Raw genomic sequence first — 26322 nt, 5'->3', positions numbered from 1 at the left:
AAAATTTAATATTGAATTTATATTGTTATATTCACATTCTATAAATTTTTCAAATGCAAAATATGTATAAGTTATTGATTTTAGTTTCCGTTTTGTTTTGTTCTCATTTCACAGCACAAGCACAATTTAGTGACTTCGAACATGATGGTACTACCCGTCAATATCTCTATTATGAGCCTGCAGATTTAAATGAGCAAATGCCATTGGTAATTGTGATGCATGGCTTTACTGGAGATGCAAATAGTATAAGAAATTACTCAGAGATGAATCAATTTGCCGATCAATATGGTTTTGCTGTTTGTTATCCCAGAGGAACTGTTGATTCGTATGGAGATAGATTCTGGAATGTAGGTTATGCATTTCATGATAATGAAACTGTAGATGATGTCGGATTTTTAACAGAATTAACCGAATACCTTCAAATAACCCATGGCTTGAACCCAGACTACACCTTTGCAACTGGAATGTCAAATGGTGGAGAAATGTGTTACATGTTAGCTTGTCAAGCATACGATACGTTTAAAGCTGTTGCTCCTGTAGCAGGTATGATTTTACAAGACATATTAGACGAATGTGATAATAGCCCTCCAATCCCTTTGTTCGAAATACATGGTTCCCAAGATAACGTAACGCCTATTTCTGGAGATCCAAATAACAATGATGGATGGGGAGCTTACCCAAGTATTCCTTTTACTATTAATTATTTTTCAGATAAAAACGAATGTACAACGGTGGTGACAGAAACACTGCCAGATACGGATACCTCAGACGGTAGTTATGTGCTTAGTGAAAAACATCTAAATGGCATTAACAATAATGAAGTTTGGTACTATGAAGTAGTTGGCGGAGGACATGATTGGCCTGGGGCTTGGGGAAATATGGATATTAAAGCTGGGGAAGAAGCATGGTTATTTTTTCAAAAATATATTGATGATATATTGTCAACTTCTAATTTTGAAGCGCTAGAAAAAAGTATTCTTGTTTTTCCAAATCCTACCAGTAATTTAATACGTTTCGAAAGTAGTACTGAGGTGGAAATTCAAGAGGTAATTCTTTACAATACTTTAGGGACCACTATTAAAGCAAAGTTTATTAATGAAAGTATTGATCTAACTAATTTAAATACAGGCATTTATTTGTTGAACATCAAAACTTCAAAAGGAATTATAACAAAAAAGATTGTTAAAAACTAAATATATATTTTAGACAGCGGGAAGTACTTATAAACAGATAATTAAACTATAAATTAAATTGATAGTTTTATTATACGTAAATATTATTTTGTGTTTTTAAAAATCGAAATGAAAAACACTCCTACCAACTACATAAATAATTAATTACTCAGTCCTAGCCTAATAGAAGTTTCTTCAGAATTTTCTCTGGTTTGTTTTCTTTTATTAATTTAGAGTTCGTCAACACAAAAACTACATAACGAACCTAAAATATGATGAAAAATATAATTATTCTAATAACCATTGTACTTTTTAGTTCAGTTACAACACCATTGTTTGCTCAAGAAAATAGTTTTATCAAGGACTATTTAGAGCGCTTAGAAAATTCCCGCAACTATTTAATTCTTGTCGCAGAAACAATGCCAGAGGACACCTACGACTTTAGAGCATCACCCGAGTCTATGACCTTTGCCTAAAATTTAATGCATATAGGGTTTGGAAAACTGACACGATTTTTAAGGTTGCCAATAAATCTAAAGAAGAAATGATTGCAGCAATTGATAAGACATTTGATGAAACCATACAATTAATTAAAGAATTTGATACAACTCAATTGAATGACGAGCTAGATTATTTCGGTTTGAATAGAACAAAGCGACAAATTTTCTTATTACTTGCTGACCACATAACTCACCATAGAGGACAAATGCTTGTTTATATGAGACTAAACGGACTTGTTCCTCCTAGATACGTTTTGTTTCAGTAACTGAAACGGAATTAAATAATAATGGTCTATCGCTTTTACTGAATTTAGGTTTTATAGCTTCTATTTCGGGTCTTGGAGTCATTTTTTATCTGCTTAAAAGCGTTAGTTCATCTGTTAAAAGAGGAACATTGGTTCCAGAAGATTCGGTTTACTATACAGCTATTATCGTATTAGGGATCATCGCTGGATTAATTCTATCTGAAATACTTACTTTAAACAGTGGAACCACTACAGCTAGTGTCAACTTATTTAATAGAGTTTGTTAGCCTTAGTAGGTGGATTCTCTTCAGATGCTATTTTTTCTATACTTCAAGGAGTCATAGATAAAATCAAAAATATTTTTGAGCCTTCAAATAAATAAAATTATGATTACTGAATAAAATTTTAACGATGTAATACCTGATGTTAATTGGAATTATGCAAAAAATTACGTTCCCTTATTTGAAACTGTTTTGCCAAATTATGGGATCGACACACCTTTAAGAAAAGCTCATTTTCTAGCACAAGTAGCGCATGAAAGTGGTGGTTTTAAATTTGTAGTTGAAAATTTAAACTATTCAGCAAGTGTATTATACAATGTATTTAGAAAATATTTCCCTAACCTAGATATTGCTAATGAGTATACTCGTCAGCAAGAAAAAATTGCAAATAAAGTCTATGCAAATCGAATGGGTAATGGAAACGAAGCTAGTGGTGAAGGCTGGAAATTTAAAGGCCGTGGATTAATACAGCTTACAGGTAAAAATAACTTCCAACAGCTTTCAGAAGCTTCCGGACAAAATTTTATTGATACTCCTGAGAAAGTATCTGAATCAGAATGGGCGCTTACTTCAGCTTGTTGGTTCTGGAAAAAAAAACAATATAAATAAGTATGCAGATCAAGATGATGTCCATATGGTTACTAAACGTATTAATGGTGGTTATAATGGTTTACAAGACAGACAACATTATTTGGAAGAATTTAAAAAGATTTACAACATCTAATTTATAGAAGGTAATCATCAATTTCAGAGGCAACTTTTAATTCTTTAAAGCGAGGGTGCGTTATTTCCTCTTCGATATGTTCGTGTGCCCAAGTGGTATGAAATGGAATATGAAACGCATGAGCACCTATTTCCAAGACTGGAAGAATATCCGATTTTAAAGAATTTCCTATCATTAAAAATTCTTCCGGTAAAATATCCAAATGACTTACTAATTTTTGATATTGTTTAGGTCTTTTATCCGACATTACTTCGATGTGGTGAAAATAACCTTCTAAGCCAGATTTTATTAGTTTTCGTTCTTGATCCAATAAATCTCCTTTGGTAGCCACTACTAATTTATATTTTTTGGAAAGAAATTTTAGCGTTTCTTCAATACCGTCTAATAATTCGATTGGTTTTTGAAGCATCTCCTTCCCTATTTCAATTAATTCTGAGATTACTGAATTAGGAATTTTTTCATCTGAAATAGATAAAGCCGCTTCAATAAGTGAAAGTGTGAAAGGTTTGATTCCGTAGCCATACAAACCCAAATTTTTCATTTCAATATTAAAAAGAAACGAGTTACAATCCTCTTCATTCATATAGGCTTTCAGAAGTTTACAAAAATCTTCTTCAGCTTTCCTAAAATAAGGCTCATTAACCCATAAGGTGTCATCAGCATCAAATGCGATTACTTTTATTCTGTCTATTATCATTAACGAATCAACTTCTTATATTTAATACGTTTAGGCATTAAATCACCGCCTAAACGTTTCTTTTTATTCTCTTCATAATCACTAAAACTACCTTCGAAGAAATAAATCTGACTATCACCTTCAAATGCAAGAATATGCGTACAAACACGATCTAAAAACCAACGGTCGTGAGAAATAACAACAGCACAACCTGCGAAGTTTTCAAGTCCCTCCTCTAAAGCTCGAAGTGTATTTACATCTAAATCATTGGTAGGCTCATCCAATAACAATACATTACCTTCTTCTTTTAAAGTCATTGCTAAATGCAAACGGTTTCGTTCACCACCAGACAACATTGAAACTTTTTTATTTTGTTCGCTTCCTCCAAAATTAAAACGACTTAAATAAGCTCTAGAATTTACTTGCTTACCTCCCATCATTACTAATTCCTGTCCATCACTAAAGTTTTGCCAAATAGATTTATCCTTATCTATGTTTGAATGAGCTTGGTCTACATAGGCTATCTTAGCCGTTTCTCCCACTATAAAAGATCCTTTATCTGGATCCTCTTCGCCCATTATCATTTTAAAGATTGTAGTTTTACCTGCTCCATTAGGACCAATAATTCCTACAATACCTGCTTGAGGAAGGTTGAAGTTTAAATCTTCATATAATAATTTATCATCAAATGCTTTTGAAACACCTTTTGCTTCAATTACATTAGTTCCAAGACGTGGACCATTAGGAATATAAATTTCTAATTTTTCATCTAATTTATTTTGATCCTGACTCATTAACTTATCATAGTTCTTCAGCCTTGCTTTTTGCTTAGTTTGTCTTCCTTTAGCGCCTTGACGAACCCAATCTAATTCTCGCTCTAACGTTTTCTGTCTTTTAGAAGCAGTTTTACTTTCTTGTGCTAATCGCTTAGACTTTTGATCCAACCAAGAAGAATAATTCCCTTTCCAAGGAATTCCTTCTCCTCTATCTAATTCTAAAATCCATCCCGCTACATTATCAAGGAAATATCTATCGTGTGTTACAGCAATTACAGTTCCTTTGTATTGAGATAAGTGATGTTCTAACCAATGTACAGATTCAGCATCTAAATGGTTGGTTGGCTCATCAAGCAATAATACATCAGGTTCTTGTAATAATAAACGGCAAAGTGCAACACGCCTTCTTTCACCACCCGAAAGAACACTTATTGGAGTATCAGGTTCTGGAGTACGAAGTGCATCCATTGCAATTTCTAATTTGGTGTCTAATTCCCAAGCATTAGTTGCGTCTATTTTATCTTGAAGTGTAGCTTGCTTATCCATAAGTTCCTGCATTTTATCAGGATTTTCATAGACTTCGGGTACCCCAAACATATCATTTATTTTGTTGTATTCATCTAAAATATCAACTACTTCTTGTACCCCTTCTTTTACTATTTCTATCACAGTTTTAGATTCATCCAACTGTGGTTCTTGTTCTAAATAACCTACCGTATATCCTGGAGAAAAAACAACATCTCCTCTAAAATTGGTGTCTTGCCCAGCAATTATTTTTAATAAGGTAGATTTACCACTACCATTTAGTCCTAAAATTCCAATTTTAGCACCGTAGAAAAAACTTAAATAAATATTTTTTAATACTGGAGTTTGCGAATTCTGATACGCTTTCGTTACTCCAGACATGGAGAAAATTACTTTTTTATCGTCGGACATTAATTCTAATTATTAATTGTTTAATATTTTAATTGTGCGTAAAGAGCATCAAGTTCCTTAGCAAGTATATTATATTCATCTCCCCAACCATTTGATATTGAAATTTATTGAAAATCTCCAGTGGGTAAAAAATAACTATTATAGGTACTTAGAGAAGAAAAATCTCCTTTAAAAATAGCGATAATATCTATATTAATTTCGGTTTTCAAAGCCTCAACACTTTCTGTACTTGACCAAGTAATATCTGTTGAGCTTGTTATTTTTGAGTTATTTTTTTTTAATAGTTCAGCAAATGCTACTGCATTGTCATTAATTGAATTTATACCATCTTTAGAACCGGTTCTCTCAAGGGTAGAAGTATTAATTTTCACTTCTTGCTTTTTGGGTTTACCAATTATTCTTTTAACCAAGCCAAGAATTATTTCTAATAAAGAAACTATGGTTGATTGTGGCTTCATAGATTACACTCTACCTTTTAAGGCATTAAAAACCCAAGCTATTGCAAAAAAACCAATACCAACAGTAGCAAAACCCCATCCGGCAACCTCATCATATTTAAAAGCTCCCATAGCAATTAAAATCAACCCCATAAGTAGCATTAAATATGTTGCCCAAGCCAATACTGTATTTTTATTCATTCCCATAATCAATTCAAATTAATACAGTTTTCCTTCTATAGGTTGAGGAAAACCTACTATTGTTAATTAGCAAATATCGTGTTTTTATATAAAAAAAGCATCCAATTGGATGCTTAATTATTAGGCTGGAAGAAATCCCATTTTACCTTGTTGGTAATCTCGCATGGCTTCCATTATTTCAGTTTGAGTATTCATTACATAGGGTCCCCAGCTTGTTACTTTTTCATTAATTGGAGTTCCTGATAAAAATAACAACTGACTTTTATTATTTCCTGTTAATGAAAAGCCTTCCCCGTTTTGTTTGAATTGAACCATCTGATTTTCATCTTTTTTTAATTCAATCGTATCATTCACATGAACATTACCATGCAGCAGATACAACATTGATTGATGCTCTTTAGGAATTTGGAAATTAAATTCTCCTCCTTCTTCAATATTAATCATAAAAGCATTTACCGTAGTTTGTGTTTGAATCTTTCCATTAACTCCATTTAAAGCACCCGCAATAATTTTTATGCTCACTTTTTGATCTTCCGAAGTAAGCACATTAAAATCTTCATTTTTAACATGCTGATAATTAGCAGGCATCATTTTCTTTTCAGAAGGTAAATTTAACCATAATTGGATTCCTTCTAAAGTTCCCCCTTGTTGAACAAACTCTTTTGAAGGCCCTTCTGCATGAATAATTCCTCTTCCTGCTGTGGTCCACTGAACATCACCTGTTTTTACAATACTTTCATTACTTAAAGAATCTCTATGCAATTGCTCTCCCTGTATTAAAAAAGTAATGGGTTCAAATCCTCTATGCGGATGTGGTCCTAAATCAAATGAATTACTATCTTCTGAAATTTCGAACGGGCCATAGTGATGCAATAACACAAATGGATCTACATCCTCTATTTCTTGAGTAGGCAATGGTTGTCTTAATCGTATGGGACCCATATCTACAAAATCACTTCTCCCTATATTTTTTATATTATTTAGTTTCATAACTATTTCCTACGAATGTGGGAATCTTATTAATTAATACTTAATTTTAAAATGTAATTGTCTGTAAATTAAAAGAGCGCAATAATCTAAAGGTTATTTTGGCGTTACCTAAAGGTCGAGCTTTATGCTATATCTTTTGTGAAATAACAAAAGGATGCCGCTTCAATCTCTAACGCAGGAATTAGATTGTATTAAAAGTTATAGCATTTTTTCATAAGATTTCTGCTGTTGCAGGAATTTGTTATCTTATTTTATCAAGAAGATCACTTAATTGAACAGCTTCTTTGTCTGATAATTTTTCAAGTAAATCATCTTTAAATGATGCGTCAATTTCTTTTAATAATGCTAATCCTTTCTTTGTTATTTCTATATGTACCACTCTTCTATCTTGAGGACAGGGAATTCTATTAATTAATTCCTTAGCACACAATTTATCCATTAAACGTGTTGCATTGGGAGCTCTTTCTAGCATTCTATCTTTTATGTTCTGCACACTTATTGCTTTTCCTGCTCCTTTTAAAATTCTTAAAATATTAAATTGTTGTGGGGAAATTCCAAAAGGTTTAAAAAATTCATTCTGAATACTACTAATCCAATTAGCAGTATAAATAATATTTAATAAGGCTTTCACTTTATTAGTTGGAAACGTAGTTTTTATATCTTTTGAAATATCTCCCATCTTTAAAAATTAGATTGCTTTTTCAAATTTAGCAATTTCATTAGTTAGCGCTTCATTTAGTTCTGCATCTAATAATCCATCTTCAGAGAAATTTTTTCCGAAGAAAGGCAAAGAAAATTCTGCTATAATGTTTCCACCCATAAAAGGAAATCTGCCCTTAGCGATTTCTAACACAGTCGCTCCTCCTCTACCCCCTGGTGAGGTTGCCATTAATAACATGGGCTTATTACTCCATAATTTACCGTCTATTCTCGACATCCAATCAAAAATATTTTTAAAAACGGTTGCATACGCTCCATTGTGTTCTGCTAATGATAAAACAATTCCATCTGATGCAATAATTTCATTTAAAAATTGTTGCGCATTATCTGGAATTCCATGAGCAATTTCATAATCAATACCGTATAAAGGCAATTCAAAATCATTTAAATCTAATAGTATTACTTCAACGTTCTCTATTTGATTTGCTGTATATGCAGCTAATTTTTTATTGATAGATTGTTTACTGTTACTACCTGCAAAGGCGATTATTTTTTTCATATGTCTTTCTTCTTTTTTTTTTAATAGTGAGAGTACAAATGTAACACAAATACTTTTATATACCAAGGAATATATTTCCATGGTATTTTTATTTCAAATTTATTATTTTCTTTATTTGAATTGAAAGTTTTGTATTTTAGCCCAAAGCAATAAAGACAATGGATTTAGACTTCAATATCAACGAAGATTATAATAAATTATTAGTTTCAGATTTACGTAAAAAATTCAATAAAGTTAAACTTGGAGGTGGTCAACAACGTATAGATAAGCACCATAGCAAAGGAAAGATGACTGCTAGAGAGCGAATTGATTATTTATTAGATAATAAAAAATCTTCGATTGAAATTGGTGCATTTGCTGGAGATGGCATGTATGAAGAACATGGTGGTTGTCCGAGTGGTGGCGTTATTGTAAAAATTGGATACATAAGTGGCAAACAATGTATTGTTGTTGCAAATGACGCTACAGTTAAAGCTGGTGCTTGGTTTCCAATTACTGGAAAAAAGAACTTAAGAGCGCAAGAAATTTCTATTGAAAACAGGTTGCCTATCATCTATTTAGTAGATAGCGCTGGAGTTTTCCTTCCTATGCAAGATGAAATTTTTCCTGACAAGGATCATTTCGGGCGTATTTTCAGAAATAATGCTGTCATGAGTAGTATGGGTATTATTCAAATTTCAGCAGTAATGGGAAGCTGTGTTGCTGGAGGTGCCTACTTACCCATTATGAGCGACGAAGCATTAATAGTTGATAAAACAGGTAGTATTTTTCTTGCTGGAAGCTATTTAGTAAAGGCTGCCATTGGCGAATCTATCGATAATGAAACATTAGGTGGTGCTTCTACGCATTGTGAAATAAGTGGAGTTACCGATTATAAAGCGAAAGATGATAAGGATGCTTTAGACAAAATTAAAAACATTGTTTCAAAAATTGGTGACTTTAATAAAGCTGGTTTTAATAGAGATAAACCAACAAAACCAAGCTTAGATCCAAAAGATATCTATGGATTAATTCCTAAATCTAGAGCAGAACAATATGATATGCGGGAAGTAATTAAACGTATTGTAGATGCAAGTGATTTTGAAGAATACAAAGAAGGCTATGGACAAACCATTTTAACTGGTTATGCAAGAATTGATGGATGGGCAGTCGGTATTGTTGCTAATCAAAGAAAATTAGTCAAAACGAAAAAAGGCGAGATGCAATTTGGAGGTGTTATTTATAGTGACAGTGCAGATAAAGCCACTCGATTTATAGCGAACTGTAACCAGAAAAAAATTCCTTTAGTGTTTCTACAAGATGTCACTGGTTTTATGGTAGGAAGCAAAAGTGAACATGGAGGCATTATAAAAGATGGTGCAAAAATGGTGAATGCAGTGAGTAATAGTGTGGTTCCAAAATTTACGATCATTATAGGAAACTCATACGGTGCGGGTAATTATGCGATGTGTGGAAAAGCCTACGATCCAAGATTGATTGTTGCTTGGCCAAGTGCAGAACTTGCAGTAATGAGTGGTAATAGTGCCGCTAAAGTATTATTACAAATTGAAGCTGCTTCACTAAAAAAACAAGGAAAAGAAATTACTCCTGAAGTTGAAAAAGAATTATTTGATAAAATAAAAACGAGATATGATAAGCAGGTTTCTCCTTATTATGCAGCTTCAAGAATCTGGACAGACGCCATTATAGATCCAATTGATACACGTACTTGGATTTCTATGGGAATTGAAGCAGCGAACCATGCTCCTATTGAAAAAGCATTTAATTTAGGCGTAATACAGGTGTAGTTTATACATAGGAAATTTAAATTTGACTTAATATTATATTATAGTGACTTCAAAACATGAAAATTACGCGTATCTCTTGCTACTCATTTTAGCAGGAGAGGCTGTTTTTATTTTACCTTTTGTACTAACCCGTGTGTTTCGCCCAACAGTCTTAGAAGTTTTTAATCTAAGTAACCTAGAATTAGGTACTGCGCAATCTATATATGGTATTGTAGCTGTATTTGCATATCTACTAGGTGGTCCACTAGCAGACCGATATCAGCCTAGAAAACTTATTGCCATTGCACTATGGACTACTGCTCTTGGAGGTATTGTATATGGCTCCTTCCCTTCTTTATTAGTATTAAAAGTATTGTATGGTTATTGGGGCTTTACCACCATTTTTCTTTTATGGGCGGCCATGATTAAAGCTACTCGTGTATGGGGAGGAGAAACTTCTCAAGGAAAAGCATTTGGATTTCTTGACGGAGGCCGTGGCTTAGTCGGTGCATTATTTGGTTTATTAGGCGTACTTATTTTTTCTTTTTTCGTTACTGAAGCAATAGAATTAGCAGTATTTACAGAACGACAAAACGCTTTCCAAATTGTTATTTGGATCTCCTCTACCCTAGTTGCTTTTATTGGAGTTTTGGTATGGTTCTTTTTAAAGACAAGCACAGATGACGCCATTCAAACTAACCTAGAAAAAATAACCTTGCAGGATATTAAAAAAGTACTTAGCATCCCCTCTGTATGGCTTTTAATGATCATTATTTTATGTGCTTATGTTGGCTACAAAACCACAGGTGTGTTTTCTCAATATGCAAAAGAAATTATGTTGTATGACGAGGTAACATCTGCAAAAGTTGGAACTTTTTTATTGTTTATTCGCCCTATAGTAGGCGTTGGTATTGGGTTTTTAGCAGACAAGACTAGAGTCACATTTTGGCTTGTTATTAGTTTTATACTTAGTTGTCTTGGTTCTTTATTATTTGCCACTGGAAGTATTAGCCCAAATACAACTTCTTTATTTTTCCTTTCTATTCTTATTATTGCTACAGGTATTTACGCTGCCAGATCCTTATATTTTGCAGCTATGAAAGAAGGTAAGATACCTCTTGCTCTTACAGGTACTGCTGTTGGCTTAATATCTTTAGTAGGCTATACTCCAGATATTTTCAATGGATTAAGTATTGGATATTTATTAGATAACTCTCCTGGCATACAAGGCTATCAACATGTCTTTTTAATGTTATCTATATTTTCATTTATTGGATTAATTGCTTCATTTATATTCTTTAGAATTTCTAAAAAATAAAAAAAAAACTTATTTATATCATTAAAAATGAGTATCTTACATCTATAACTTTTAAGGATTTATATAATGGGGCGTATAAAATCATTAAATAAATGGGCAAATACTCATACCAATTATCCGATAGATATTTTAAGAATAGCATTAGGGTCCTTTTTATTTATTAAAGGAATTGATTTCATGGGAAACACTCAAGTGATAATGGAATTCATAAAACCAATTCAAAGTATGTTAGGTGGAATGTTAGTTATAAGCTACATCGCTCCTGCTCATTTTATAGGAGGATTATTAATTGTATTTGGTTTATTAACTCGTTGGGCGGTTTTTGCTCAATTACCTATCCTAATAGGCGCTATTATCATCAATTTTGTTGGAGAAATGGATACAATGAACCTCATTATAACTATGCTAGTATTTTTATTATGTCTTTTCTTTTTATTCTATGGATCGGGTCGTCATTCTATAGATAAATATTTAAAAATGCAGCAATAATTATTTCGTTTTAGGATTGACAATCTTAATTTTCTCTTGCCTTCCCCTGATATAACGAAACCCTTCTTCTCCATAAAAACCATCTTCTTCTAACATAATACGGATGTTTTTATTCCAGGGTTGAATAGTAACAGTAGTATTAAGTTCAATAGCATATACAGTATTAAAATAAAGAGGGTAATCTCCTGTTCCTGGAACTCCTCCTTGAGAATCCCACATCCCTATTGTTGGGCCTGCACTATGTCCATAAACTCCTAATGGATGTGTATAAATGGAAGGTTGTAATCCTTCATTTTTAGCTTCTTTTAGAGATTTTAATAATATTTGATTTCCTGTTTTACCCTTTTCAAAATTTGAGGTAAATATATCCTGTACTCTATTTCCTTTCTTAAATGCATTTGAAAGATAGGAAGGAACACTATCTTCTTCCCTTTTTAATACATAAGAATGCTGTTGACAATCTGTATTTAAGCCTATATAAGTTATACCAAAATCGCAATGCAATAAATCTCCGGGTATAATTAATTTTTCCTTCTCCCCTTTTGAAAATGAATATATATGACTTTTTAATTCTTCATTATTTCTTTGAACATCAATAGTAGGATGAAACCAAGTTTCTAATCCCAAATCTGTAACTTTTTGACGCATCCACCAAACTACATCCTCTGTTGTAGTTGTTCCATGTACAATTACTTTTTCTGAAAATGCTTCATCTATAATTTCATGAGTGATTTTCACTAAAATTTCATACAATTTCATTTCTTGTTCTGTGCGTGTTTCAATCCATGCAATTGCTAATTTTTCAGCAGACACAAGTTTATTCTCATATTCTAAAGGCAATGCTTCTTTTAATTCTTTATAATCTGTTTGCACCAATCCATCTGCAATTCCAAAATCATCAGAAATATTAATTCCTATTTTTGAGGGATTTCGTTCTTTTATAATAGTTACAAGTGCCTCCCATTGATTAGGTTGTTCTTCTTTATTCCAAGCAGAAACAATATTTTTACCCACATCATATCTGGCAACTGCTAATTTCTCAATGGTATTTTGTTCTTTATTTCTATAAAAAACTAATATAGTTCGCCTTCTTGCATTTAACCATGTTGCCGGTAACATCGTTCTCATTACAGGGTCTTCATTATATTCACGAGAAATCACCAACCACATATCAATAGCTGCTCGATCCATTAACTGAGGTAATAACTCATTAAATCGTTCCGCTAAGATTTCATCTTTAACAATCGCTCTTTCTTTTTCTGAAAGAATTTGTGAATACATGGATGCGCTTATAATTAAGAATAAAAAAAGTACCTGTTTCATAAAACATTTTTTTTCTAAAGTAATCAATAGTCAACAATAAAAAAAGGAACATTAATAAATGCTCCAAGGTTAAAAATAAAATACTACGCATTAAAATATAGTATACACAATAGAAAATTCAACTAATTAGAAAAATAAAATTTAGAATTCTTAACTATTCTCAAGTCTAATAACATGTGCTACGGTTCCAATAAGTCTATTGTGGTTCTTTACGAAAGGATTGGTTTTATCTCAAACATAACCAGCAAGTACAGAACAAATCTGTTTTTTAATTTTAGGATTATCATTGCCTTTAAAAAAGACAGTTTGTAAATTTCCTGTGCACCATTCTTTTACATAGCTACCAAAAACTTTTGTGCCTTCTAGAATATAATCAGCATACTTGGAGTGTACTCAGAAAACCCTACCGTATTAACCCTAAAGCCATCAATGAATAGATTTAAAAGTATGATTGTAAATACATAATGACTCAGAGTGAAAGTGGAAGCTAAACACGAGAGAACTCAAATAGAAAAAAAAATCAGTAATAATAATGGGGAAACTAATCTTCGATATAAAAAAAATAGATCGTTAAAAAAAAACTAATAGTTTCTATTAATCTTATATTCAATTGAAGTATTTATTCTTTAGCTCAATTCTTTGTTAGTGGTTTGTGGTTTATTCCTCATATAAATAAAACACTCCTTTTCCGAAACAAAAAAAAACTTTTTCCTTGTGTTCTACAACACGTTCCTAATAGCGGGTGTTAAATAAGTATCCTTTTGATATTATATAGAGTGTCGTTATCTAATTAAGTCCTAAAAGTATAGGGAAAATAATCCATAAATTAAGTCCTTAAAACTCATTCATTTCATACTTCCCTAAATAAAGAATAAATACTACTGTGATATTAAAAATACAATTTAGCTATATATATATATACTGTTGGGATAACTAAATTGCTTTGCCATTTTAACTATAAAAGATAATGAAAAATACAGGTTTCATTCACTTTATACCATTGTTATATCTAATAACCACAAATTCAGTTCTTCTATTTTGTTGATGTTCATCTTTAGAGCATTTTACTCCATCAGAACAACCATTAACTAATTGTGTTTCTCCATGACCTGAACCAAAGATTCTTGCCCTTTCAATCCCTTTAGATATAATATATTCTAAAGATGAAGCGGCTCTTCGACCAGATAAAGCCTCATTATACTTATGTGTATTTCGGCTATCTGTATGAGAACCTAATTGTACAATCATTTGTGGGTAACGTTTCATAACGGCTATTACCTTTTCAAGTTCAATTGATGCATCAGGTCGTATGAATGATTTATTTAGATCGAAATAAATTGGATCAATCTTTATAAAATCTTTACCATTAATTTCAACAATATCTTCGTCCTTCAAGTCTAGTGTAAGATCTAATTCGAGTTCAGTTTCAACTGAAGTAATAAATTCTTCACTATCTTCAGAATAACCTTCTTTTGTTCCAACTACTTTATAATTGGATTCACATTCTACTGTAAAGGCAAATCTTGCATTATCATCAGTCATTACTTTTTCAATTTCAATTCCATCTTTATATAAAGTGACCATTGCTCTAGGTAGTAAAGCGCCAGATTTTTTATCTCTTACTAGACCATTAGCGTATTGTTTACAAACTACAAGAGCCGGATTTTCTTTAAAATAGTAGATGTCATCGTGGCCTTTTCCTCCTCCTCTATTTGAGGAAAAATACCCTGTCATGGTCTCCTCATTTATGGCGAAGGAAAAATCATCCATTGGACTATTGATTTGACTTCCCAAATTCTCAGGGATCGTATATACTGTACCATTTTCGGAAACAGTACTCTTGAAGACATCTAAACTACCATGCCCAGATTTACCATCAGAAGAATAGTAAAGGACGCCACTTTCACTTAGAAAAGGAAACATTTCACGACTCATGGTGTTAACTATAGGCCCTGCATTTATAGGCTCTCCGTAAGTTCCGTCTTCAGATAGGTGTACAAAATAAATATCGGTGTTTCCGTGACCTCCTGGCATATCAGACACAAAGTAAAGAATCTTACCGTCATTACTTAGTGTAGGATGACCTACTGAATATAAATCACTATTAAAAGTCAATTCTTCCATGTTACCCCATTCACAATCTTCATCGATATGAGCTCTTAGCAATATTAAATGATTCATTCCATCATCATCTTTTTTATAGTTTCTTTCAAAGTAATTATTACGTGTAAAATAAACTGTTTTCAGATTAGATGTAAAAACGACATCGGCTTCATGGTAACGGGTATTAATTTCAGAAGAAAATAATTCACTATCTAAAATCTCTCCATTTTCAGCGATATTTCCTAGATACAATTCTAAATAGGGTTGAGAATTCTCTCTCCAAGTACGATTTCGTAAACTTCTTACTTTCCTTGAAGAAGCAAAAACCACTTGATTCTCTCCAAAATATGAAACCCCAAAATCTGAATACTTAGTATTTACATTGGTTAAATGTTTTATTTCATAACGTTCTTCGACTTGTGAAGAAGCAGAAAAGCTCACTAAAAAGAGAAAGACAACAAATAATATATTTTTTTTCATGTGATTAATTATTAGCATTTAGAAGAATCTAGGACTCTTAAGGTTATTTTTCAGAATATCAAACAGTAATATTATTTCGTGAGAACCTGAATTGTAATTTCCAAGATTTAAAAGTGTATAATCGTATGCATATCCTGCTCTTATACCTGGAGTTAATTGAAACCCTACCATTGCACTTAAAGAATCATCAAAACGATATGAAACTCCTAGTTCAAATTCTTCATACATCAACATATTAGCAGATACATCTACCGATAATGGTGTTCCATATGCTGCTTTTACCAACACTGAAGGTTTCAACTTTAAATCATCTGATAATTCAAACACATATCCTGAGGTTAAAAAGTAATGCATTTCTTCTGAAGCTGTACTTACAATTCCAGTGTCATCTTTTAAGTGTTTTCTTTCCAAAAAATTTGGAACTGATAGGCCTAAATAAAATCGATCACTATAATAATAAGCACCAGCTCCAATATTAGGATATACCTCGCTTACATTATTAGATAAGGTATTGCTAAACTCAGGATCATTTGGATTTAATGATAACAAATTCACATCCAAGAACGAAGCTCCAGCTTTTACTCCAAAAGCTAACCTTCCTAAATCAGAAACTCTTAGTGTATAGGAAAAATCCGCATATAAATTTTGCTCTTTTACCGGTCCATGAATATCTGCAATAGCAGATAAACCTAGACCAACATTTTTACCCACAGGGCTATTTAAAGAAAAAGTTATGGTTTGAGGAGCTCCTTCAATACCCACCCATTGAGTCCTTCCTAACAAACCGACACTTAAATTCCCTCTAGATCCTGCATACGCTGGGTTTAACATATTCATATTATACATATACTGTGTATATTGGGCATCTTGTTGCCCAAGTACAGACGTAAAGGATAACACGAAAATTACTCCCCAAATTAATCTACAATTTTTCATAAAACTATAATCTTAACATTAATATTAGAAAGGAAATATATTGCAACCTCCTCTCTATAAGTTTGTCTATCTATTTAAATATACCCATCCTGTTTGAGGCTTTCTATTTCCATCATTAAAATAAATGATGTAGTAGTAAGTGGAAGTAGGTAATCTTTCTCCTTCAGCAATATTCCATCTTCCATCAGAATATCCATTCCACCATAATGGTTCAGTACTTGAATTTCCATTGTGTGTATAATCATATACTTGATTACCCCATCTATTGTATATTTCCATTTTGTAGTTAGGGTAAAGGGCTTCTAAATTATCAATATCAAACACATCATTTACACCATCGTCATTAGCTGTAATAACATCTGGTATTGTAATGATTACAATAGGATTTATTAATACTTCAGAATAATCATCCTCCGTATTAATACTATTGTCTGGTGTAGAATCAATATCTTCCTCATTAGCTGAAATAACTTCCGTGGTATTTAAATATTCTCCCGTTGGTAATACTAATACGGTAATATCTAAATAATAGGTTATATTATTTGGTACCGTACCTATGGTCCAAATACCTGTATTTTCATCATATAATCCTACTTCAGCAAAAGAACTTATAAATTCATAACCCGAAGCTAAAACATCAATAATTTCAACCCCTGTAGCATCACTAGGACCATCATTGGTAACTGTAATAGTAAAGGTAATCTCGTCATCTTCAGGCTCAGGATTCATATCATCTGCCACTTTTATAACAGATAAATCAATTAATGGTATTGGATTTGTTTCAGTACAATCACTATTGTTCGTAGGGTCAGGATCCACTATGTTTGAATCAAGAACTTCAGCACAATTCATATACTCTCCAGTTGCATTTACTCGGGTTGTTATATTCAAATAAAGCGTCTCTCCATTAATAATATTATCAACATACCAAATCCCTGTAATTTCATTATAATCTGGGCCTACATTACTAGAAATAAAAGTATAACCAGAAGGTAAAAGCTCCATCACTGTAACACCAGAAGCGTTACTTGGTCCATTATTCATTAATGCTATAGTAAATTGAACAGTATCCCCAACATAAGTAATATCATTGCTTACTATTTTAATTATCTCTAAATCAGATTGATAAACAGGATCTACAGAGACACAAGCAATATTATTATTTTGGTCTGGATCTATTTCATTTAAACTAGTTATGGAAGCACAATTTGTATAATTTCCTTCTGAATTAACTGCAACCGTTAATGTTAGGGTTTCTGAAGTACCACTAGTAATCAATGGTATTGACCAATTACCAGTCACTAAATCATAAATACCTGCTGAGGCAACTATTGTTGCTGTTGATGAGTCATAACCTGAAGGTAATAGTTCCTCAATAATTACACCTGTTGCATTACTTGCCCCTAAATTAGTCACCGTTATAACAAAGTCAATTGTGTCTCCTACATTTGGAGAATTATTACTCACGGCCTTAGTAATTGTTAAGTCAGCACAGTCTGAAACCGTAAATGGAATCTCTAAAACATTAGAGTTACAACTGGTACTGCTATCACTTAAGACTGCCCATAAACTTCCAGATGTTGTAAATAAATCTAAAGATTGCCATGATGTAACAGATGCAGTTGCAGGATTTGCAACTAATGTTAAATCTGCATTTAAGTAAATTTCTATTTCTTCATTTATACCTATTGGTCCTTCAAATTCAATAGAAATATATTCATCAGCACATACTTCTTGATCAATGCTCTCAATAATTAAATCATTTGGCGCTAACAATTGTACATCATCATCGTATGTGAATTCTGCTGAAGTAGCTGTACACGTATTTGTATTTTCTGCTGTGATCGTATATGTATCTCCATCAATTCCGCCAGTTACAATCCCTCCTGCTCCTACTATTAAGCCTGCGGCTGTAGAGGTATAGGTTAATCCTGAATCGTAATTTGTTACTGTTACTACCGCTCCATTATCACAATCTGCTGGGCTTACTGTTACTAATGGCGCATCTGGTGTTGCTAATTGTGCATCCGTATCATTAATGAAATTTGCTGAGGTAGCTGTACACGTATTTGCATTTTCTGCTGTGATCGTATATGTATCTCCATCAATTCCGCCAGTTACAATTCCGCCTGCTCCTACTATTAAGCCTGCGGCTGTAGAGGTATAGGTTAATCCTGAATCGTAATTTGTTACTGTTACTACCGCTCCATTATCACAATCTGCTGGCGTTACTGTTACTAATGGCGCATCTGGTGCTGCTAATTGTGCATCCGTATCATTAATGAAACTCGCTGAGGTAGCTGTACAAGTATTTGTATTTTCTGCTGTGATCGTATATGTATCTCCATCTATTCCACCAGTTACTATTCCTCCTGCTCCTACTATTAAGCCTGCGGCTGTAGAGGTATAGGTTAATCCTGAATCGTAATTTGTTACTGTTACTACCGCTCCATTATCACAATCTGCTAGGGTTACTGTTACTAATGGCGCATCTGGTGCTGCTAATTGTGCATCCGTATCATTAATGAAACTCGCTGAAGTAGCTGTACAAGTATTTGCATTTTCTGCTGTGATCGTATATGTATCTCCATCAATTCCGCCAGTTACAATTCCTCCTGCGCCTACTATTAAGCCTGAGGCTGTAGAGGTATAGGTTAATCCTGAATCGTAATTTGTTACTGTTACTACCGCTCCATTATCACAATCTGCTGGCGTTACTGTTACTAATGGCGCATCTGGTGTTGCTAATTGTGCATCCGTATCATTAATGAAACTCGCTGAAGTAGCTGTACACGTATTTGTGTTTTCTGCTGTGATCGTATATGTATCTCCATCTATTCCACCAGTTACTATTCCTCCTGCTCCTACTACTAAGCCTGCGGCTGTAGAGGTATAGGTTAATCCTGAATCGTAATTTGTTACTGTTACTACCGCTCCATTATCACAATCTGCTGGCGTTACTGTTACTAATGGCGCATCTGGTGTTGCTAACTGTGCATCGGTATCATTAATGAAATTTGCTGAGGTAGCTGTACAAGTATTTGTATTTTCTGCTGTGATCGTATATGTATCTCCATCAATTCCACCAGTTACTATTCCTCCTGCTCCTACTATTAAGCCTGCGGCTGTAGAGGTATAGGTTAATCCTGAATCGTAATTTGTTACTGTTACTACCGCTCCATTATCACAATCTGCTAGGGTTACTGTTACTAATGGCGCATCTGGTGCTGCTAATTGTGCATCCGTATCATTAATGAAACTCGCTGAAGTAGCTGTACACGTAGCTGCACTTGTTGCAGTGATCGTATAGATATCTCCATCAATTCCGCCAGTTACTATTCCTCCTGCTCCTACTACTAAGCCTGAGGCTGTAGAGGTATAGGTTAATCCTGAATCGTAATTTGTTACCGTTACTACCGCTCCATTATCACAATCTGCTGGGGTTACTGTTACTAATGGCGCATCTGGTGCTGCTAATTGTGCATCCGTATCATTAATGAAACTCGCTGAAGTAGCTGTACACGTATTTGCATTTTCTGCTGTGATCGTATATGTATCTCCATCAATTCCGCCAGTTACAATTCCTCCTGCTCCTACTATTAAGCCTGAGGCTGTAGAGGTATAGGTTAATCCTGAATCGTAATTTGTTACTGTTACTAACGCTCCATTATCACAATCTGCTGGGCTTACTGTTACTAATGGCGCATCTGGTGTTGCTAATTGTGCATCCGTATCATTAATGAAATTTGCTGAGGTAGCTGTACACGTATTTGCATTTTCTGCTGTGATCGTATATGTATCTCCATCAATTCCGCCAGTTACAATTCCGCCTGCTCCTACTATTAAGCCTGCGGCTGTAGAGGTATAGGTTAATCCTGAATCGTAATTTGTTACTGTTACTACCGCTCCATTATCACAATCTGCTGGCGTTACTGTTACTAATGGCGCATCTGGTGTTGCTAATTGTGCATCCGTATCATTAATGAAACTCGCTGAGGTAGCTGTACAAGTATTTGTATTTTCTGCTGTGATCGTATATGTATCTCCATCTATTCCACCAGTTACTATTCCTCCTGCTCCTACTATTAAGCCTGCGGCTGTAGAGGTATAGGTTAATCCTGAATCGTAATTTGTTACCGTTACTACCGCTCCATTATCACAATCTGCTAGGGTTACTGTTACTAATGGCGCATCTGGTGCTGCTAATTGTGCATCCGTATCATTAATGAAACTCGCTGAAGTAGCTGTACACGTATTTGCATTTTCTGCTGTGATCGTATAGATATCTCCATCAATTCCGCCAGTTACAATTCCTCCTGCTCCTACTATTAAGCCTGCGGCTGTAGAGGTATAGGTTAATCCTGAATCGTAATTTGTTACCGTTACTACCGCTCCATTATCACAATCTGCTGGGCTTACTGTTACTAATGGCGCATCTGGTGCTGCTAATTGTGCATCCGTATCATTAATGAAATTTGCTGAGGTAGCTGTACACGTATTTGCATTTTCTGCTGTGATCGTATATGTATCTCCATCAATTCCGCCAGTTACTATTCCTCCTGCTCCTACTACTAAGCCTGAGGCTGTAGAGGTATAGGTTAATCCTGAATCGTAATTTGTTACTGTTACTACCGCTCCATTATCACAATCTGCTGGCGTTACTGTTACTAATGGCGCATCTGGTGCTGCTAATTGTGCATCCGTATCATTAATGAAACTCGCTGAGGTAGCTGTACACGTATTTGTATTTTCTGCTGTGATCGTATATGTATCTCCATCTATTCCACCAGTTACTATTCCTCCTGCTCCTACTATTAAGCCTGCGGCTGTAGAGGTATAGGTTAATCCTGAATCGTAATTTGTTACTGTTACTACCGCTCCATTATCACAATCTGCTGGCGTTACTGTTACTAATGGCGCATCTGGTGTTGCTAACTGTGCATCGGTATCATTAATGAAATTTGCTGAGGTAGCTGTACAAGTATTTGTATTTTCTGCTGTGATCGTATATGTATCTCCATCAATTCCACCAGTTACTATTCCTCCTGCTCCTACTATTAAGCCTGCGGCTGTAGAGGTATAGGTTAATCCTGAATCGTAATTTGTTACTGTTACTACCGCTCCATTATCACAATCTGCTGGCGTTACTGTTACTAATGGCGCATCTGGTGCTGCTAATTGTGCATCCGTATCATTAATGAAATTCGCTGAAGTAGCTGTACACGTAGCTGCACTTGTTGCAGTGATCGTATAGATATCTCCATCAATTCCGCCAGTTACTATTCCTCCTGCTCCTACTACTAAGCCTGAGGCTGTAGAGGTATAGGTTAATCCTGAATCGTAATTTGTTACCGTTACTACCGCTCCATTATCACAATCTGCTGGGCTTACTGTTACCGTTGGTGTTGGCACTAATAATTGCGTATCATCTTCAAAGGTGAAACTCGCTGAGGTAGCTGTACAAGTATTTGTGTTTTCTGCTGTGATCGTATAGATATCTCCATCTATTCCGCCAGTTACAATTCCGCCTGCTCCTACTATTAAGCCTGCGGCTGTAGAGGTATAGGTTAATCCTGAATCGTAATTTGTTACTGTTACTAACGCTCCATTATCACAATCTGCTGGGCTTACTGTTACTAATGGCGCATCTGGTGTTGCTAATTGTGCATCCGTATCATTAATGAAATTTGCTGAGGTAGCTGTACACGTATTTGCATTTTCTGCTGTGATCGTATATGTATCTCCATCAATTCCGCCAGTTACTATTCCTCCTGCTCCTACTACTAAGCCTGCGGCTGTAGAGGTATAGGTTAATCCTGAATCGTAATTTGTTACTGTTACTACCGCTCCATTATCACAATCTGCTGGGCTTACTGTTACTAATGGCGCATCTGGTGTTGCTAATTGTGCATCCGTATCATTAATGAAATTTGCTGAGGTAGCTGTACACGTATTTGCATTTTCTGCTGTGATCGTATATGTATCTCCATCAATTCCGCCAGTTACAATTCCGCCTGCTCCTACTATTAAGCCTGCGGCTGTAGAGGTATAGGTTAATCCTGAATCGTAATTTGTTACTGTTACTACCGCTCCATTATCACAATCTGCTGGGCTTACTGTTACTAATGGCGCATCTGGTGTTGCTAATTGTGCATCCGTATCATTAATGAAATTTGCTGAGGTAGCTGTACACGTATTTGTGTTTTCTGCTGTGATCGTATATGTATCTCCATCAATTCCGCCAGTTACTATTCCTCCTGCTCCTACTACTAAGCCTGAGGCTGTAGAGGTATAGGTTAATCCTGAATCGTAATTTGTTACCGTTACTACCGCTCCATTATCACAATCTGCTGGCGTTACTGTTACTAATGGCGCATCTGGTGCTGCTAATTGTGCATCCGTATCATTAATGAAACTTGCTGAGGTAGCTGTACACGTATTTGTATTTTCTGCTGTGATCGTATAGATATCTCCATCAATTCCGCCAGTTACAATTCCTCCTGCTCCTACTATTAAGCCTGAGGCTGTAGAGGTATAGGTTAATCCTGAATCGTAATTTGTTACTGTTACTACCGCTCCATTATCACAATCTGCTGGGGTTACTGTTACTAATGGCGCATCTGGTGTTGCTAATTGTGCATCCGTATCATTAATGAAATTTGCTGAGGTAGCTGTACACGTATTTGCATTTTCTGCTGTGATCGTATATGTATCTCCATCAATTCCGCCAGTTACAATTCCGCCTGCGCCTACTACTAAGCCTGAGGCTGTAGAGGTATAGGTTAATCCTGAATCATAATTTGTTACCGTTACTACCGCTCCATTATCACAATCTGCTGGGCTTACTGTTACCGTTGGTGTTGGCACTAATAATTGCGTATCATCTTCAAAGGTGAAACTCGCTGAAGTAGCTGTACACGTATTTGTGTTTTCTGCTGTGATCGTATAGATATCTCCATCTATTCCGCCAGTTACAATTCCGCCTGCGCCTACTACTAAGCCTGAGGCTGTAGAGGTATAGGTTAATCCTGAATCGTAATTTGTTACCGTTACTACCGCTCCATTATCACAATCTGCTGGGCTTACTGTTACCGTTGGTGTTGGCACTAATAATTGCGTATCATCTTCAAAGGTGAAACTCGCTGAAGTAGCTGTACACGTAGCTGCACTTGTTGCAGTGATCGTATAGGTATCTCCATCAATTCCGCCAGTTACAATTCCTCCTGCTCCTACTACTAAGCCTGCGGCTGTAGAGGTATAGGTTAATCCTGAATCGTAATTTGTTACTGTTACTACCGCTCCATTATCACAATCTGCTGGGGTTACTGTTACTAATGGCGCATCTGGTGTTGCTAATTGTGCATCCGTATCATTAATGAAATTTGCTGAGGTAGCTGTACACGTATTTGCATTTTCTGCTGTGATCGTATATGTATCTCCATCAATTCCGCCAGTTACTATTCCTCCTGCTCCTACTACTAAGCCTGAGGCTGTAGAGGTATAGGTTAATCCTGAATCGTAATTTGTTACCGTTACTACCGCTCCATTATCACAATCTGCTAGGGTTACTGTTACTAATGGCGCATCTGGTGCTGCTAATTGTGCATCCGTATCATTAATGAAACTCGCTGAAGTAGCTGTACACGTATTTGCATTTTCTGCTGTGATCGTATAGATATCTCCATCAATTCCGCCAGTTACTATTCCTCCTGCTCCTACTACTAAGCCTGAGGCTGTAGAGGTATAGGTTAATCCTGAATCGTAATTTGTTACCGTTACTACCGCTCCATTATCACAATCTGCTGGGCTTACTGTTACCGTTGGTGTTGGCACTAATAATTGCGTATCATCTTCAAAGGTGAAACTTGCAGAAGTAGCTGTACATGTATTTGCATTTTCTGCTGTGATCGTATAGATATCTCCATCAATTCCGCCAGTTACAATTCCGCCTGCGCCTACTACTAAGCCTGAGGCTGTAGAGGTATAGGTTAATCCTGAATCGTAGTTTGTTACCGTTACTACCGCTCCATTATCACAATCTGCTAGGGTTACTGTTACTAATGGCGCATCTGGTGCTGCTAATTGCGTATCATCTTCAAAGGTGAAATTCGCTGAAGTAGCTGTACACGTAGCTGCACTTGTTGCAGTGATCGTATAGATATCTCCATCAATTCCGCCAGTTACTATTCCTCCTGCTCCTACTACTAAGCCTGAGGCTGTAGAGGTATAGGTTAATCCTGAATCGTAATTTGTTACCGTTACTACCGCTCCATTATCACAATCTGCTGGGCTTACTGTTACCGTTGGTGTTGGTGGTACTAGACAACTTTCTATAAAATCATTCCCACTATCTGTTTCTCCAGAAGCTAATGATACTGGTATAGTATCATTGGTTGTGCTTCCATCATTTGTTTCTGTATCATCTACTCCATCAACTATCGCATCTCCATCACTTACATTGGTATAGTCTGCCGGTTGTGTTTCTTCAATTATATAATCGCCTGGTATAACAGTAAAACTATAGCTACCGTCAATAGCTGTTGTAGTATCAAGATTAGTTGTAGTTGGATTTCCATCATCTAAGCTTAGTATTACTCCTGGAATTGGGTTACCGTTATCATCTTCAACAGTACCGCTTATCGTGCCTGAATTTGCAGATTGAATTGTTACCTGGTAATCTTCTACCTCTCCAAAATCATCCAATCCTGAACTTGCAATATTAAAATTCCCTACTCTAAAACGAGCAAATGTTGGTTGAGTAATTATGGCATCACCAGGTACGGTAACTGAATAATTAGTCGTACCACTCGTGAAAAAGAACTGATTTGTTATAATTTTTTCTCCTGCATCATCAAAATCGTCATCTCCATTCCAATCAATCCAAGCATTTAAAAATCCGTTATTAGAACCATTATCATTATTTATGGTTATTTCAACTGGTATATCTACTGTGGTTCCTAGTATTAGTGACGGGAATATCACCCCGTCTTCATCATCTTCCGATGGGGTCATGTCTCCATCTGTATCATTTGTGTCATCACCGTCAGCAATTGCTGATGGCTGATTTGCTGTTTCTGGATCTACAGAACTACCAAGGTATATGTATTTTGTATATTCACCTCCGGATTTGTAGATATTGATATCATGAGAGGCTTCTAAATAGCTTGCAGGTGCATCTCCATAATCAGTTGCCAATACATAAGTGTATGAACTTACTGAATCATCGTCTGTAGATTGAATCCCGTTTGTATATGGTGGCGGTTGAAGGTTTATATTAAACCCATTTGAAACAACTGAACTAGATGTATTGGTTATGACTTTATACGCAATGGTTATATCTCCAGAATCACTTCCTGAAATTTCTTGATTTTGGATCCCTGTATAGGTAGTAATACCTGCATCGTATGTCCAATCAAAGTAAATTAGCCATGTGCCTCCCAATGCAGCCAAAGGATCTACTTCGTTCGGTATCCCTTTAGAAAGGGTTATAATCAGTGACATTTCCTGATTGATGACAAGTGGAAGTGGATCACTTCCTGTATTTCCTATATTGAACGAAAGTTCGCCTGAACCATTAAATTCTAATGGTAACAGTGGAGCTGGGGATACAATACCCTGATTCACATATGGGTTATAACTCTGTGCACTTGCAAATAAACTTGCAAAAAATAAACACAATATTAGTAATGCTCTTTTCATCTTAATCGTTGTTATTATTAAATACTTTTTTTTATGTATTTTGATTTTACT

Annotated in this window: 19 protein-coding genes; 8 read left to right on the top strand and 11 right to left on the bottom strand. The window is 35.0% G+C overall.

Annotated elements, in window-relative coordinates; all coding sequences use genetic code 11:
- Window positions 1–62 precede the first annotated feature (62 nt).
- The 5 genes from ABXT64_RS10810 to ABXT64_RS10790 all read left to right on the top strand — a co-directional run bounded on the left by ABXT64_RS10810 (window position 63) and on the right by ABXT64_RS10790 (window position 2807).
- Window positions 63–1193 (top strand): T9SS type A sorting domain-containing protein, encoded by a 1131-nt coding sequence (locus ABXT64_RS10810; protein ID WP_443632945.1) that lies wholly within the window; start codon window positions 63–65, stop codon window positions 1191–1193.
- Between the two features lie 251 nt (window positions 1194–1444).
- Window positions 1445–1648 (top strand): hypothetical protein, encoded by a 204-nt coding sequence (locus ABXT64_RS10805; protein ID WP_443632944.1) that lies wholly within the window; start codon window positions 1445–1447, stop codon window positions 1646–1648.
- A gap of 68 nt (window positions 1649–1716) precedes the next feature.
- Window positions 1717–1938: a DinB family protein gene (locus ABXT64_RS10800; protein ID WP_443632943.1), complete on the top strand. Its 222-nt coding sequence runs from the start codon at window positions 1717–1719 to the stop codon at window positions 1936–1938.
- 128 nt (window positions 1939–2066) lie between these two features.
- Complete coding sequence (locus ABXT64_RS10795; protein WP_443632942.1) at window positions 2067–2204, top strand: hypothetical protein; 138 nt, start codon at window positions 2067–2069, stop codon at window positions 2202–2204.
- 186 nt (window positions 2205–2390) lie between these two features.
- Window positions 2391–2807, top strand: coding sequence for a glycoside hydrolase family 19 protein (locus ABXT64_RS10790; RefSeq protein ID WP_443632941.1), 417 nt, complete (start codon window positions 2391–2393; stop codon window positions 2805–2807).
- 116 nt (window positions 2808–2923) lie between these two features.
- On the opposite strand, the gene ABXT64_RS10785 is transcribed toward ABXT64_RS10790, so the two are convergent.
- The 7 genes from ABXT64_RS10785 to ABXT64_RS10755 form a co-directional block, all read right to left on the bottom strand.
- Window positions 2924–3619 (bottom strand): HAD family hydrolase, encoded by a 696-nt coding sequence (locus ABXT64_RS10785; RefSeq protein WP_443632940.1) that lies wholly within the window; start codon window positions 3617–3619, stop codon window positions 2924–2926.
- A complete protein-coding gene (gene ettA / locus ABXT64_RS10780; RefSeq protein ID WP_443632939.1) occupies window positions 3619–5310 on the bottom strand; it encodes an energy-dependent translational throttle protein EttA in 1692 nt (563 codons plus the stop codon). Before ettA ends, ABXT64_RS10785 begins: the two co-directional genes overlap by 1 nt.
- A gap of 104 nt (window positions 5311–5414) precedes the next feature.
- Complete coding sequence (locus ABXT64_RS10775; protein ID WP_443632938.1) at window positions 5415–5768, bottom strand: hypothetical protein; 354 nt, start codon at window positions 5766–5768, stop codon at window positions 5415–5417.
- A 3-nt stretch (window positions 5769–5771) separates the two neighbouring features.
- The gene (locus tag ABXT64_RS10770) at window positions 5772–5954 is read right to left on the bottom strand and encodes a CAL67264 family membrane protein (RefSeq protein WP_443632937.1); all 183 of its coding nucleotides are present in this window, start codon (window positions 5952–5954) and stop codon (window positions 5772–5774) included.
- Window positions 5955–6068: 114 nt separating this feature from the next.
- On the bottom strand, window positions 6069–6938 hold the full coding sequence (locus ABXT64_RS10765) for a pirin family protein (RefSeq protein WP_443632936.1): 870 nt from the start codon (window positions 6936–6938) through the stop codon (window positions 6069–6071).
- A 241-nt stretch (window positions 6939–7179) separates the two neighbouring features.
- Entirely contained in the window at window positions 7180–7617 is a 438-nt protein-coding gene (locus tag ABXT64_RS10760) for a MarR family winged helix-turn-helix transcriptional regulator (protein WP_443632935.1), read from the bottom strand.
- 9 nt (window positions 7618–7626) lie between these two features.
- Complete coding sequence (locus ABXT64_RS10755) at window positions 7627–8157, bottom strand: NADPH-dependent FMN reductase (protein WP_443632934.1); 531 nt, start codon at window positions 8155–8157, stop codon at window positions 7627–7629.
- Window positions 8158–8315: 158 nt separating this feature from the next.
- On the opposite strand from ABXT64_RS10755, the gene ABXT64_RS10750 reads away from it, so the two are divergent.
- The 3 genes from ABXT64_RS10750 (at window position 8316) to ABXT64_RS10740 (ending at window position 11730) form a co-directional block, all read left to right on the top strand.
- Window positions 8316–9944, top strand: coding sequence for an acyl-CoA carboxylase subunit beta (locus ABXT64_RS10750; protein WP_443632933.1), 1629 nt, complete (start codon window positions 8316–8318; stop codon window positions 9942–9944).
- Window positions 9945–9987: 43 nt separating this feature from the next.
- Window positions 9988–11241: an MFS transporter gene (locus ABXT64_RS10745; protein WP_443632932.1), complete on the top strand. Its 1254-nt coding sequence runs from the start codon at window positions 9988–9990 to the stop codon at window positions 11239–11241.
- A gap of 66 nt (window positions 11242–11307) precedes the next feature.
- Complete coding sequence (locus tag ABXT64_RS10740) at window positions 11308–11730, top strand: DoxX family protein (protein ID WP_443632931.1); 423 nt, start codon at window positions 11308–11310, stop codon at window positions 11728–11730.
- Here the strand turns inward: ABXT64_RS10740 and ABXT64_RS10735 are convergent, their stop codons facing one another.
- The 4 genes from ABXT64_RS10735 to ABXT64_RS10720 all read right to left on the bottom strand — a co-directional run bounded on the left by ABXT64_RS10735 (window position 11731) and on the right by ABXT64_RS10720 (window position 26271).
- A complete protein-coding gene (locus ABXT64_RS10735) occupies window positions 11731–13053 on the bottom strand; it encodes a M24 family metallopeptidase (RefSeq protein ID WP_443632930.1) in 1323 nt (440 codons plus the stop codon).
- A 987-nt stretch (window positions 13054–14040) separates the two neighbouring features.
- Window positions 14041–15636, bottom strand: a complete 1596-nt coding sequence (locus ABXT64_RS10730; RefSeq protein WP_443632929.1) for an OmpA family protein — start codon at window positions 15634–15636, stop codon at window positions 14041–14043.
- Between the two features lie 18 nt (window positions 15637–15654).
- Window positions 15655–16572, bottom strand: coding sequence for a PorP/SprF family type IX secretion system membrane protein (locus ABXT64_RS10725; RefSeq protein ID WP_443632928.1), 918 nt, complete (start codon window positions 16570–16572; stop codon window positions 15655–15657).
- 66 nt (window positions 16573–16638) lie between these two features.
- On the bottom strand, window positions 16639–26271 hold the full coding sequence (locus ABXT64_RS10720) for a gliding motility-associated C-terminal domain-containing protein (protein WP_443632927.1): 9633 nt from the start codon (window positions 26269–26271) through the stop codon (window positions 16639–16641).
- Window positions 26272–26322 lie beyond the last annotated feature (51 nt).

Source organism: Candidatus Marifrigoribacter sp. Uisw_064, assembly GCF_047730175.1.
Lineage (GTDB): Bacteria > Bacteroidota > Bacteroidia > Flavobacteriales > Flavobacteriaceae > Marifrigoribacter.
The sequence above is the reverse complement of the archived record's forward strand: the minus strand, read 5'-3'. Positions and strand labels throughout refer to the sequence as shown.